Origin of the sequence: Ferrimonas lipolytica, from assembly GCF_012295575.1 — a bacterium.
GTDB classification, from domain to species: Bacteria; Pseudomonadota; Gammaproteobacteria; order Enterobacterales; family Shewanellaceae; genus Ferrimonas; species Ferrimonas lipolytica.
Genome location: NZ_CP051180.1, coordinates 3,234,041 through 3,248,121 on the forward strand (window position 1 = coordinate 3,234,041; position 14,081 = coordinate 3,248,121).

Below are 14,081 nucleotides of genomic sequence, written 5' to 3' on the forward strand. Positions count from 1 at the left end.
CGCGATACAAGGGTAAAGCACTACCGCTATTGATCTTCTGCCGCAGTGGAGCAGTTCAGCGAAGCGTTTTGGACTGCGACCTAAGGCAAAGGGCGCCGTAAAGGCGCCCTTTGTTTTCGTTGTCACTCGCGCTGTTAACCATCGCGATGTTGATAACTCACTTGATTGCTTGCTTCAGTGCGGCCAAACACAGCAACACGTTCTCTTGCCGTGCCGCGTAACCCATCAAACCGATCCGCCATGCTTTGCCCGCTAGGTCACCTAAGCCAGCACCAATCTCTAGGTTGAAATTATTCAACAGATCCGTACGAACCTTGGCGTCATCAATCCCTTGTGGGATATAAACAGTATTCAGTTGCGGCAATCGGTATTGCTCCTCAACCACAAACTCCAACCCCAGCTCAGTTAACCCGGCTTTAAGTTGCTCATGCATCGCTCGGTGGCGAGCCCAAGCGTTTTCTAGCCCTTCGTTTTGCAGCAGGCGCAGTGATTCATGCAGCGCATAGAGGCTATTCACTGGCGCAGTATGGTGGTAGCTGCGCTTACCGTCGCCGGCCCAATAGCCCATCACTAGGGTTTGGTCGAGGAACCAGCTTGGTACCGGTGTTTGCCGCGCTTCCAGCTTCGCTACCGCTTTGGCTGAGAACGACACCGGCGACAAACCTGGGACACAAGATAGGCACTTTTGGCTGCCAGAATAGATGGCATCAATACCCCACTCATCAACCCGTAGCTCCACCCCACCTAGAGAGGTTACCGCATCAACAATGGACAATACGTCATGCTGCTGTGCAAGAGCACATAGCGCTTTGGCATCGGAGCAAGCTCCGGTTGAGGTTTCCGCATGGACGAACGCGAGGAACTTGGCGTCTGGGTGAGCCGCTAATGCTGCTGCCACTTTATCAACACTGACTGGAGCACCCCAGCTGTCTTCCACCAAAATGGCTTCACCGCCAACACGCACCACGTTTTGGCGCATCCGCTCGCCAAACACGCCGTTGCGACACACAATCACCTTATCACCCGGCTCAACCAAGTTAACAAAACAGGTTTCCATGCCTGCACTGCCCGGGGCTGAGACGGCAATGGTAAACGGGTTTTCGGTTTGGAAGGCGTATTGGATCAGCGCTTTGACCTCGTCCATCATTGCCACAAACTGCGGGTCTAAGTGACCAATAGTTGGTTTAGACAGTGCCTGCAGTACCTGCGGGTGAACATCGGAAGGGCCTGGCCCCATCAATGTACGCGGGGTTGGGTTAAAGGCGTTGATAGACATGGTGGTAGCTCCTGCATATTAGAATGCAGTTACGCTACCACACTTCACAAAGAGTAAAAGGGTCAACCAGATCAAAACTGTGCATTGCTGATGCTGTGATTGACGGTAGCGATGGCGTTGAATCTAGCTCAACCGTTGAGGGGTTATTGACTATCAAACCAATCGAGCATAGCTTGCCCCGCCGGCAGGCGTTTATCGGAGTGGCCCAACAGCTGTGCCACCGCAAAACTGAACTGTTGATACAGCATGATGTTGCCACATTGATGGACATTATCTAACGCTTCAATCATGCAGCCCCGAATATAGCTTTTCACCAATGCCTTACGATCAAAACCCGGCACAATGCCAATGGCATCAACGCATTGAGAGTTCCAACGGGAGTATTGTTGCTCCACCCGCAGGTAAGTATTTCGATACTGCTCACTGGCTTGCTCCAGCATCGCTTCGTCCGGCAGATCACGGACGTAGCTAAAGCGACGCTTGCAAACCACTTCATGAAGCCGGTTGCAGTGGTGGTACAAGAATTGGTGCAGCGAATCGGTAAAGTGGGCTTCAACTAACTTAGTTTGCGCGAGTTGATGGCTAAGTTCAGCGGTGATCACCGCCAGTTTCAGATCCGCTTCACAAGGGAAATGGTTGTAGATGGTACCACGGGAGATCTGACTGGCTTTAACCAGATGGGAACGACACAGGTCGAAATGGCTATGGCCTTGCAAACAATGCTGTGCAATCGACACCAAATAATCTCCACGTTGCTGCCATGTACTCATCATCCCACCTACATTGTTGTGCTAAATCACGCCTAGACAGTACCAGCCTTTTGCCATACTCCGAAGTGAGTAATACTGTTAGCATCATTAATAAAGTTAAATGCCAGATGCTGAAGATTGAACTACTCAACAGTTTCATTGCTGTCGCCGAAACTGGCAACCTGTCAAAAGCAGCGCAACGAATGTGTCGCACGCAATCAGCATTAAGCCTTAAGATTAAACGGTTAGAAGAGAGCGTAGGCCAAACGCTGTTAGAGCGGGACAATCGAGGGGTTACTCTTACCGACGCTGGCGAAAAGCTGCTGAACTACGCCTACCAATTGGTTGCGCTAAACAACCAAGCCTTCGATGCCATGACCGAGCAACCAAAGCCAACCTTGCTGCGGATTGGCGTACCTACTGATTACGTCAAATGGTACCTAGAAAGCGGCTTGATTGAGTTTATTCGCGAGTTCACCAGTATCCAATTGGTCATTGATACTGACGTTAGTGGAAATCTTATTAGTCGCCTCAATAACGGCGAATTTGATGCCATCATCGCTACCCATTGGCAGCCGCAACCACAAGCAGAGCTATTGTTCGAGCGCAATTTTGTTTGGGTTGGTGCTAAAAATGGTCAAGCCAAGTTGGCGCAACAGATCCCGATGGCGCTGTATCCAGAAAACTGCCCGATCCGCACTCAGGTGTTCGCCAACCACAGTATCTCAATGCGTCCAATCCACCTGACCTTATCGACCCCTTGCCCTTATGCGCTGTGTTCAGCGGTCGAAGCAGACTTAGCCATTGCTCCTATTGCGGAGTTCCGGGTTAACGAGCATATGGAACAATTAGATGCGGCCGAGCACAACCTACCGCAACTGCCGGCCTTCAACGAGTCAATCTATATCAATCCCAACGCCGATAAACACACAGTGCGACAGCTGGTGGCACTGATTAAGGCCAACCTCAACAGCATGGTGCACAAATAATCGCACTCACAATGGTTACAGGTTACTCCCTTCGCTCCGCCCTGCTAAAAGTAACAAACCCCTGCCAGCACAGCTGAACAGGGGTTAAAAGCAGGGAGTTCGCTAACTCAATCGATGTGAATTAGCGTTTGTGCGCGTCAAACTTAAAGGTGTGACATTCGCTACACAGCGGCGCTTTCGCTTCGTGCTCACCATGACATTCGGTACAAGGGGTTTCCTTGCCGTAATGTAAGTTGTCATGCGGGTTTTGCAGTGCTTCCTCACCTTCACGAGTAGTCGCTTCAGCCAAATCATCAACGTCATGACAGGCTTCACAGGCATCGTCAGACGGACGCACTCTGATGCCATTATCGTGGCAGGAATCACAGCCACTTTCGTAGTTCATCTCGTGGAAGCTACGACCGTCTTTAACGCCCATTTTGATCAGTGATTCATCCGCAGCAGGTTCAGCAGCAAAACAACCAACAGAGAAGGTGGCAGCAATGGCTAGCGCAATAAGTTTTTTCATAATTATATCCTCGTTGTCAGTCGCTTATGCGCCCATAATGCTGCGTGCAGCGGTCATGCCCATCACCATGCACTCTGGGATTGAACAGCTACCTAAACGGCTGATCCCATGCACACCACCGGTCACTTCACCAGCGGCATACAGTCCCTGGATTGGTGCACCACTAAAGCTGTCTAACACTTCAGCTTTCTTGGTGATCTGCACACCGCCTTGGCAGTAGTGTACCTTCGGCCATAAGCGAACCACACCGTATGGTGCTTCGATGTATTTGCCTTTAGCTTTACCCATGTTCTTACCAAACTGCTTATCAACGCCGGCCTTAACGTAGCCGTTGTACTCTTCAATTTGCTGTTTCAGGGCTTTTACAGGTACATCAAAGTGCTTCGCCAGTTCTTCTAGGGTGTCGAACTTCCAACCAACCCCATACTTAAGTACTTTCTTCGCGTTCGGGTGCTGTTTAGCGTGCTCCCAGCTGGTGATCATGATGGGTGGTAGTGGATCACCGTTGCCATCACGACAGTTCAATTCGGCATCTGCACGAGTCTTACGGTCAGCAATCTCATTCATAAAGCGCTGGCCCGTCATACGATTAATCGCGATTGAGTGCGGGAAGTTGAAGATCGAGTAGTTGGATACGTAGCCGAAACCACCTTCATCAGGTGATGCCCATGGGCCAGACTGGATGTGAGCCATATGTACCGGCACAGCACCGAGGCGGAACATCTCAAACATGCCTTCGCCGGTAGCACCCTTAGCATTGGTACAACCAACTTCGGCAGTTAGGGTTGGATCCTGAGCCATCCGCAGATTGACGTTTTGCGCAAAGCCACCGGTGGCCATGATCACCCCGCGATTAGTGCGAACGTAGTACGGTTTACCACTGTCCTCTTCGCCGAAGTAATAGCCTTTAATCAGCTTAACACCTTCAACCTTGCCGGTTTTATCCAGCACAAAACCAGCAAACTTAACGCGGTTTTCGGTCTCAACACCCTCTTTGCGGCACTGTTTCAACAGCGGCTGAGTAATACCTGCACCACAAGACACCGTGGTTTGGTAGGTACGTGGTACCGAGTGACCACCTAACTGTTGCAAGTACGGGTGATACACAGAACCGGCATCAAGGGTCATCTGCAACGCTTCCATGGCATGCTCTGCCACATGGCGTAACAGCCCTTCATCAGCAATGCCTCGGCCGGATTTCATCTGATCGGCAACCATGGTTTCAACAGAGTCTGTTACGCCTTTCTCTTGTTGCATCGGTGTACCCGGTGCAGCAAACAAGCCACCATTAATGGCGGAGTTACCACCAAACACTGGCATCTTTTCAAAAATAGTGACGTCTTTAGCGCCTTGTCGCTTGGCTTCAATGCCTGCGGCTAGTCCCGCAAAACCGGAACCAATAATTGCGATATCAATGGTTTTGTCCCACTTAACCCCTTCGGCACTGACGGAGGAAGCGAGGGCTGGCATAGCGAATGGAGTCGCTGCTGCGGCTCCTGCAATACCAAGGCCGGTAATAAACTTGCGGCGGCCTAACAGGTCTACGTTGCTCATCGGATAACTACCTTATTTGGTGAACTCAATAAGATGTTAGGCTTGGAACCTGTTCCAAAATGCGTAGCGTTTAACAGAAACAAAACTAAAGCTAGTGGTGAGCACAACTCGAATTCGCATTCAACTTATTGTGGCGATGGAAGCCATTCCAAACTGTGAATACCGATAGAGTTACATTGTCATTAATAGAATTTAATTCAAAAACTTATAGCCGAGCACAGCAACACTTAACATTATCGATAAGCTTGAGTTACACCCCACAAATTGATCGATTAAACCAAACTCAATGATGGTTGTAGCTACCGGAAGGGTAACTAAAGCGCAATTTATTAATAAATCGTAAAGGCCAACTATAAACGCTTTCACCAAATAGTGTTAACCCGATAGGAAATCACCTCCAACCAAATGAAATTATTTCACAGTGAGGGTTATTACTGTTCAAAGGTATGAAGTCAGACAATATATTAAGCAGCAGATCACAACCTCACTCTATGTTTATATTTACACTATTCAAGTGACGTTTTTATCGGAAACTAAGTTATTAGTAACTGGCTACGTTTTTATAACTGGGCAAATGGTCATTTGAATATCTCAATCTATAAGAAATTTAGCGCCCCTAAAACAGTACAGATCACCGTACTGTTTTTATTATCGGCGTATGCCATGTTAGTCAATGCCGAGTTCGGTCACGACTGGGTAGCCAACAATCTGCACATGACCTGCGACTTTCTCGGCAAGGTCGCGCCGGGAATCTTACTGTTAGTGCTGTTGTTGGCACTGCTACACCACGCCATCACCTGTTACCTACCGAACGTATGTTTTAATGGCGGCTCTCGTTACCAGTCGAGCTTATTCTTCGGTACCCTGAGTTCGCTGTTTGGCAACACAAAGGTACTGCTTATACTCTTCCCAGTGCTCGCTAAACTGTCGACTCGTCAACGTTTCACTATGCTCACCATCGGTTTCTGCTCTAGTGGTGGCATCACCTGTCTATCACTGGCAAGTCTGGGTTACTCAGCTTGGCAACTGTTTGCGGCAACCATTGCCCTGCCGATGTTTGCTGCCTTGGTGCTGCCATGGATCCTCGGACGCGACCCAAACCCAGAGCCGCTCACTCTGCACATCTCCCCCATGTCACTGTACCAACGCGTCAGCAGTTACTTCGAAGGCGCTTATAAAATGGTGGCTAACCGTTTACTGATCATCGCCTTTATCGAAACATTTTTGATCAGCGCTAACGGCGAGTTGCCCTTTGGCGATGGCATCACTGCAGTAGCTCAATGGTGGCTCGACATCCTCGGTTTTCCTGCTGAAGCAAGCGCTCAACTGGCTGAGTTTTGGTTAGCGAAAACCTTCATCAGTCGTGACGTTACCATGGTGGCCCTACATGACTACCAAATCTTTTCTCTGCTCAGTACCTCGACTCAGCTGGCCGCAATTGTGCTGCTGGTTAATATCGTTTGTCTGTGCGCCTTGGTAGTGATCTCATTAAATCTATTAGCGATGTTTGGCCGCGCCAGCTGGCCCATTCTGAAGCTGATGCCGGCCGCATTTTTACTCGCTTTTAGCCTAGTTCATTTGCTCACTATGTTGCTGTTGTTAGTGGTGTAAACAAAACAGATTGATGCTGCAGTTGTCGCTCATGCAGGTCCCAGTTCAAAACGCTGCGCTGGACAGCTTCAATGCGGAGAAAGATCAGCCGCGGTAGTGTTTTCCCCCTTGTATCGCAACTCGCCTAGCCGGTGCTTTAACAGTATTGGAAGAACAACACTTAGTTGGTACACCGCCTTTGGAATGGCGGTGCCACAGATAAGGGTTATATCAAGCCTTCGGCTCTACCGATTGTGGCGTTTGAAAGGGCTGTGTCGTAGTTAGCTGTTGAAGTTTATCTTAAGCCTTCGGCTTCACTGATTTCGGTGCTTTTGGGGGAGGATGTCGCGGTGGCGACGACACATTCTTGTATGCATTAGCGGGGAGCTTCGCCCCCTTTGGAATCCCCCCTTGCCTTAGGTCGCAGTCCAAAGCAGCAGAAGATCAACGACGGCAGTGCTTAACCCCTTGTATCCGAGCTCGCCCAGCCGGTGCTTTAACAGTATTGAAAGAACAACACTTAGTTAGTACACAGCCAAAAAAAACGGCTTCAACCACCTAGGTTGAAGCCGTTTTTGTTTACCACGCTTGTGGCTAGCTGCTGGTTGCAGCCAACAAGGCGGCTTCACGTTCGTTGTCTACTGTCTTAGCCAGTAGGGTATAGAACACTGGTACCACAAACAGGGTAAACAACGTACCTACCGACAAACCAACGGTAATCACCAGGCCAATATTGAAGCGTGAGACCGAACCGGCACCGGAAGCCAGTACCAGTGGCATTACGCCCAATACCATCGCTGCTGTGGTCATCAAGATAGGACGCAAACGCAAGCTGGCGGATTCCACCACCGCTTCCACTTTAGAGCGGCCTTCACGTTGCAGCTGGTTAGCAAATTCAACAATCAAGATGCCGTGTTTGGAGATCAAACCAACCAAGGTAATCAGACCCACCTGAGTGTAGATGTTCAACGTGGCGACCCCTAAGAACAGTGGGATCATCGCACCGAAGATCGACAGCGGTACCGTGGTCAATACCACGATTGGATCGCGCCAACTTTCAAACTGTGCAGCCAATACTAAAAAGATGATCATCAATGCTAAGGCAAAGGTGACGTACAGGGCGTTACCCTCATCTTCAAACTGTCGGCTTTGACCTGAGAAGTCGTAAGCGAAGCCCTTTGGTGCAATCTCTTGCAGCTTAGCCACCAAGAATTGGTGCGCGTCAGCAACGGTTACACTGCCCGGCATTGGCATCGCCTCGATGGTGGCCGAGTTCAACTGCTGGAACTGGGTCAGTGAGTTTGGGATAACCTCATTGCTCACGGTAACCACAGTAGACAGTGGAATCGACTTACCTTCGCCAGTAGGAACGTACAGCTCAGCAATGCGTTCAGCGGTGCTACGGTAGCTCGCTTGCGCCTGAGGAATAACCTCATAGCTACGGCCGCCGATATCGAAGTAGTTGGTCCGGAACTCACCTAAATGGGTCGCCAGTACACTGCCAATGCTCTGCATTGAAATGCCGAGCTGACCAGCTTTTTCACGATCGATGGCGATATGTACCTGCGGCTTGTTGAGTTTCAGGGTGGAGTTAACCACCATAAACATGCCACTTTGCTGAGCTTCACGCTTGAGCTCTTCCATCACCTCAAACAGGGTGTTGTGATCAGCGGTAGAGGTAACGACGAACGCAATAGGTAAGCCCATGGCTACCCCAGGTAGTGAAGGTGGGTTGATAGAAAACACTTCAACACCGGCAATGCCTTTCACCATATTCTGCAGCTGTGGTTGGATCTCCATCTGGCTGCGCTCACGCTCACTCCATGGCTTCAAACCGATACCAGACATAAAGCCGCCTTCCGTCGGGAAGCCAGCGAACATAAAGCTCATGTCATATTCTGGCAGCGACTCACCAACCTCAACAAACTGCTTAGCAAAGGCCGAACTGAAGTTGATGTTAGCGTTATCTGGGCCAGAAGCGATGTTGAAGATAAAGCCACGGTCTTCGGTTGGTGCCAGTTCAGACTTGGTCATGGTAAACATGATACCAATGGCTAAGAACAGCAGCACCGCAGCCAAAGCAATCGCGGTTTTGTAGTGCGCAACCACTTGGAACAACATCTTTTTGTAAACGCCGCGCACGGTATCAAAGTGACGGTCCAGCATCTGCGGAAACGGTTTGTGCAAATCTTCTTTGTTAAGCAGCTTCGAGCTCATCATTGGCGACAGAGTCAAGGCGATGAAGCCAGAGATCAGTACCGCTGCTGCTAGGGTAAAGGCGAACTCAGTAAACAAAGACCCAGTAATACCGCCCATAAAGCCGATTGGCGCGTATACCGCAGCTAAGGTGATGGTCATGGCAATCACTGGCATCGCAATCTCACGAGCTCCAACCACAGCAGCTCGAATTGGGGTTAACCCCTCTTCGATGTGACGGTGAACGTTCTCAACCACGACGATGGCATCATCTACTACCAAAGAGATGGCCATTACCAACGCCAACAGGGTTAATAGGTTGATAGAGAAGCCAAAGCCCAACATAAACATACCTACGCCGAGCAGCGAAAGAGGTACAGTTACGATTGGGATCATCACGCTACGAAGCGAACCTAAGAACAGGAATACCACTACTACTACAATTGCCACCGCTTCGCCCAAGGTAGTAATTACCTCGTCGATCGACTCCTGAATGTACTCAGTACTGTCGTAGTTCATCTGCTGCTCTAGCACATCGGGAAGGTTGCGCTCAATCTCAGGCAACACCTCGTAGATTCGCTTGGATACGTCCAACGGGTTCGCGTCTGGCGTGGTTTTAATTCCCACCATGATCGATGGTCGACCACTTAACATGGCATACACCGAGTTATCTTTGGCCGCCAACTCAATCCGTGCCACATCGCGTAGACGCACCACGTTAACGCCATCGGTTTTAACGGTGATGTTGCCGAACGCTTGTTCATCCTGCAAAGAGGTTGATGCACGTACGGTGGTTACGGTGTAGCTGTCGCTTACCTCACCGGCCGCCGACTGGAAGTTGTTGGTGGTTAGGGCGCTGTTAATGTCGTTGGTAGAGATCCCATTCGCTTGCATCCGCACTGGGTCCAGCCAAATACGCATCGAGAACTCTTTGGCACCATAGAGCTCAGCTTCCGCAACCCCATCCACTTCGGTGAACTTTGGCTGTACCACGCGCTTAAGATAATCGGTGATCTCAACACCACTCATCGATTCACTCATGTACGCCAAGTACATAATGGCGTCGCCACCAGCGGTGCTCTTAGAGATCACCGGCTCATCGATATCTTGTGGCAGCTGGCTCTTCACCTCATTTAGCTTGGTGAGAATCTCTGCCATGGCAGTGTTAGCGTCGTAACCAAGGTTCAGGAAGACCGAAATGGTGGAGACGCCAGCACTGGAGCTGGCAGTGACGTAATCAATACCCTCAGCGGAGGAGATAACCTCCTGAATTGGGTTGGTTACAAAGCCCTGTACTAGATCGGCGTCGGCACCTGGATAGACGGTAGTGACATCAACTTGACCAATCTCCATATCTGGGTATTCGCGTACCTGCATATCCATGTAGGCGCGGGCACCAAACACTAGCACCAAGATATTAAGCACAATGGCCAATACCGGGCGCCGGATAAATACATCAGTAAATTTCATCTACGCCTCTACAGCTTAACTGCGTCAGATAGGGTTACTTTGGTGTCGTTTTCTAGCTTAGTGATGCCAGCATTCACAACCAAGGCGGTTGATTCAAGACCGCTTAAGATGGCGACCTGATCGCCACGGCGCTCACCCACTTCAACGTAACGACGCTTAACGATTTGTTCGCCAGCATCGTTTTTCAACACTTCAAATACCGCATCACCAAATGGGCTGAATGCAATCGCTGTCGAAGGAACCACCAGTGGTGAAGTCATCTCTTTCATCAACAAGCGAATGTCGGCGTACATACCAGGATGTAGCTCGCCACTTAGGTTTGGTAGCTGAGCACGGATTTCGATGTTACGAGTGGCTTCATCAATCTTGGATTCGATCGCAATCACTTTACCGGTAAAGGTTTTTGCTGGTACAGCACTTACGGTGAACTGCACGTCCTGACCTTGATACAAGGATGGGAAGTACTGCTCTGGCACCGCAAAATCTGCGTACAAAATTCGTGAGTCCTGCAGTGTTACAAGGGCTTGGCCGTTATCAATAAACTCACCAAGAGAGAACTGACGGATGCCTAAAGTACCGGTAAATGGTGCTTTGATGTTCTTCTTAGCAATGGTGGCGCGAGTTTGAGCAACCATGGCATTAGCCACTTTCAAATCCGCACTGGCTTGGTCTAAGTCAGTTTCAGAAACGTTCTTCTTTTTAAACAAATTGGCGTTACGCTGGTATTTAATCTGGGCCAATTCCGCTTGAGCCAAGTAACTTTCGAGATTGGCCTGCTCCACTTCATCATTCAAAGTCAGCAGTAATTGTCCTGCTTCAACTTTTTGACCACTTTCAAACTGAATACTTTCGACGATACCGGAAACTTCAGCCGCTACCTCAATATCTTCAATTGAATGCAATGAACCCACAGTAGCAATCATCGGCCGCCATTCAACCTGCTCAACCGGTACCGCTGATACGGTTACTGGCGGTGGAGTAAAGTTATCAAAATGAGCCATACTCTCTTTGATCTGTTGGTACTTCACCGCGCCCAACATCACTAACACAATTAGGACTATGCCCAATACCAACATAATTCGCTTAAACATCAACGATCCTTCAAACCGATTTCGGCACATATTGAAAAACAAATTTGGTGAGCAATTCTAAACAGATACACACAAATACCAATCTATTCTTATGAGCAAACTTGTAAGCGTTAACCAATCGCAAACAAGTCACCAAAAATCATTACAAACACATCAAAAAATTGGCTGTGTCACAGTTAAGTGTTGAGGTTTATATCAGGCCTTCGGCTCTACCGATTTCAGTGCTTTTAGGGAACGGTGGCGACGGCACATTCTTATGTGCATTAGGGGGAGCTTCGCCCCCTTTGGAATCCCCCTTTGCCTTAGGTCGCAGTCCACAGCGCTTCGCTGGACTGCTCCAATGCGGCAGAAGATCAACGGCGGTAGTGCCTTCCCCTTGCACCAAAACTCGCCTAGCCGGTGCTTTAACAGCCTTGGAAGGAGCAACACTTAGTTAGTACACAACCAAAAAATTTAACTAAAACAGCATCACTGCACCGCTGTATACGCCATTGCGCAATAACTAAAACTGGGATCTAGACTAACGCAGAAGGTGGCTACAATTTGTGAATTCAACATCGAGATAACCACAATCGACCGACACAAACAGGAATAAAATTACTGCAGAAATGGTTACGATCTCGGTTCACCACCGATATCATGAAGGGGGTTTAAGGGAACAAATAGCAAACATGCATTGTAGTTTGGCTGCCTCTGCAAACACCACACCGGTAACGCCATTAATTCATTGCCCTAAGGGCTACAACAAAAGCATCAAATGGAACCGATTACTTTAGCTCTGCCATTACTTTTTGGGTTGTTGGTCGCCACTGTTGGCTTACCACCGTTATTAGGCTACCTCGGTGCCGGATTTGCCCTATTTGCCGTCGGCACCAATCAAGCCGAATTGATCACTCAGTTTGCCGATCTCGGCGTACTACTGCTGTTGTTCGCCATCGGCTTGAAGCTGGATCTGCGTAGCCTGTTGAAAACGGAGATTTGGGCTGGCGCTAGTGGCCACTTGCTGATCACGATTGGACTGTTTACCGCGCTAATAAAACTCATGGCCTTTGCTGGGATCGGTTTGCTACCGCAACTCGATTTGTCCCAAGCGATATTGGTCAGCTTCGCCCTCAGCTTCTCTAGTACAGTATTTGTAATTAAGTCCCTTGAGCAAAGTGGCGATACCGAATCGCTATATGGCCGTACAGCCATCGGCATTCTGATCATGCAGGATCTGTTTGCGGTGCTTTATCTAACTTTCAGCAAAGGAGTTTTACCTTCACCGTGGGCACTGTCGTTGTTGCTGCTAATACCAGTACGCCCTTTGCTCACTAAGGTGATGGATCGCTGTGGACACGGTGAAATGCTGGTGTTGTTTGGTTTGGTCATGACCTTGGTTCCAGGGGCGGCGCTGTTCGAAGCCGTTGGGCTCAAGCCCGATCTTGGCGCACTGATTATGGGGATATTACTCGCTGGCCACAGTAAATCATCTGAACTGGCAAAATCGCTGTTTCTGTTCAAAGAACTGTTTCTGGTGGCATTCTTCCTCAGCATTGGCTTGCAGGGCTTCCCCACCATCGATGAGCTATACACTGCCTTGGCGCTGTTACTGCTGTTGCCGTTAAAACTAGGGTTGTTTGTCGCCCTGCTATTACGAGCGCGATTCCGTTTACGTTCAGCGATGATGACTTCATTTAGCCTTACCAACTTCAGCGAGTTTGGCCTGATTGTCATGACGGCCGCCTTAGCCACCGGCGCATTAACTGACAGTTGGTTACGGATCATCGCCTTGATGGTTTCGCTTAGTTTCTTGGTTTCGGCACCGTTGGTTAAATACGCCCAACCGCTCTATCACTGGTTACAGCTGCGCTTAACCAACGTCGAAAGAACCCCGCTGCATCCTGAAGATCAACCCATTGACCTAGGGACACCGAAGATCATCATTTTTGGCATGGGCCGTATTGGTTCAGCCGCTTACGACGCCTTTAAGGAACAATATGGCGACGTGGTATTGGGAGTTGACCACAAATCCTCGATTATCGATCGTCATACCAATGATGGCCGCAAAGCGATACTTGGTGATGGTACAGACACCGACTTTTGGGACAAGCTGCTGCCAGTAGACAGCGTTCACCTAATTGTATTAGCGATGCCGTCACACCACGGTAATCTCAGTACCGCCGAGCTCATCAGCCAAAGTCATTACAAGGGTAAGATCTCCGCAGTGGTTCGTTATCACGATGAGCAAGATGCGCTGCTAGAGATGGGAGTACATAACGTCTACAACATCTACCATGCTGCCGGTACCGGTTTGGCCGATTCGATTATTGAGACCTTACCACCATCGCTGCAATACACTCGTTCGATGTAGTCGCTAGAGTGACAGCCTTTGTAACTTACGCTGTCACTCTATGCTCCCTCTTTCGAGCACCCTTTAGACACAGAGATACCTGTTAGCATCGCTTTGCACTGCTCCCAAAGCCACACCAGTCTAGCAAAATATTCTATCCGCTAATTAATGTGGTTATTTAGCCGAGAGCGGCACGAAAGATGTGGCAGTAAACCTCGCCGCGACGGCACCCAAAGGGGCAGAAGATCAACGACGGTAGTGCTTAGCCCCTTGTATCGGAGCTCGTCTAACCGGTGCTTTAACAGTATTGGAAGAACAACACTTAG

Annotated in this window: 9 protein-coding genes; 3 read left to right on the forward strand and 6 right to left on the reverse strand. The window is 49.4% G+C overall.

Annotation, left to right across the window (positions count from 1 at the left end; genetic code table 11):
* Positions 1 to 157 precede the first annotated feature (157 nt).
* Together HER31_RS14750 and HER31_RS14755 are read right to left on the reverse strand one after the other, a co-directional pair.
* On the reverse strand, positions 158 to 1,276 hold the full coding sequence (locus HER31_RS14750; protein WP_168661627.1) for a pyridoxal-phosphate-dependent aminotransferase family protein: 1,119 nt from the start codon (positions 1,274 to 1,276) through the stop codon (positions 158 to 160).
* 143 nt (positions 1,277 to 1,419) lie between these two features.
* Positions 1,420 to 2,049, reverse strand: coding sequence for a TetR/AcrR family transcriptional regulator (locus HER31_RS14755; protein WP_238786841.1), 630 nt, complete (start codon positions 2,047 to 2,049; stop codon positions 1,420 to 1,422).
* A 104-nt stretch (positions 2,050 to 2,153) separates the two neighbouring features.
* Between HER31_RS14755 and HER31_RS14760 the strand changes: the two genes are divergently transcribed.
* A complete protein-coding gene (locus HER31_RS14760; RefSeq protein WP_168661629.1) occupies positions 2,154 to 3,014 on the forward strand; it encodes a LysR family transcriptional regulator in 861 nt (286 codons plus the stop codon).
* A 121-nt stretch (positions 3,015 to 3,135) separates the two neighbouring features.
* Here HER31_RS14760 and HER31_RS14765 read toward each other — a convergent pair whose 3' ends face one another.
* Complete coding sequence (locus tag HER31_RS14765; protein ID WP_168663383.1) at positions 3,136 to 3,432, reverse strand: cytochrome c3 family protein; 297 nt, start codon at positions 3,430 to 3,432, stop codon at positions 3,136 to 3,138.
* A 114-nt stretch (positions 3,433 to 3,546) separates the two neighbouring features.
* Positions 3,547 to 5,076, reverse strand: coding sequence for an acrylate reductase flavoprotein subunit ArdA (gene ardA / locus HER31_RS14770; RefSeq protein ID WP_168661631.1), 1,530 nt, complete (start codon positions 5,074 to 5,076; stop codon positions 3,547 to 3,549).
* Positions 5,077 to 5,658: 582 nt separating this feature from the next.
* On the opposite strand from ardA, the gene HER31_RS14775 reads away from it, so the two are divergent.
* A complete protein-coding gene (locus tag HER31_RS14775; RefSeq protein WP_168661633.1) occupies positions 5,659 to 6,687 on the forward strand; it encodes a hypothetical protein in 1,029 nt (342 codons plus the stop codon).
* Between the two features lie 573 nt (positions 6,688 to 7,260).
* On the opposite strand, the gene HER31_RS14780 is transcribed toward HER31_RS14775, so the two are convergent.
* Together HER31_RS14780 and HER31_RS14785 are read right to left on the reverse strand one after the other, a co-directional pair.
* Positions 7,261 to 10,332 carry an efflux RND transporter permease subunit gene (locus HER31_RS14780; protein WP_168661635.1) on the reverse strand — a complete coding sequence of 1,024 codons (3,072 nt, stop codon included), beginning with the start codon at positions 10,330 to 10,332 and terminating at the stop codon, positions 7,261 to 7,263.
* A gap of 8 nt (positions 10,333 to 10,340) precedes the next feature.
* Positions 10,341 to 11,423 carry an efflux RND transporter periplasmic adaptor subunit gene (locus HER31_RS14785; protein WP_168661637.1) on the reverse strand — a complete coding sequence of 361 codons (1,083 nt, stop codon included), beginning with the start codon at positions 11,421 to 11,423 and terminating at the stop codon, positions 10,341 to 10,343.
* Between the two features lie 757 nt (positions 11,424 to 12,180).
* Between HER31_RS14785 and HER31_RS14790 the strand changes: the two genes are divergently transcribed.
* Positions 12,181 to 13,776: a cation:proton antiporter family protein gene (locus HER31_RS14790; RefSeq protein ID WP_168661639.1), complete on the forward strand. Its 1,596-nt coding sequence runs from the start codon at positions 12,181 to 12,183 to the stop codon at positions 13,774 to 13,776.
* The last annotated feature ends 305 nt before the right edge of the window (positions 13,777 to 14,081 follow it).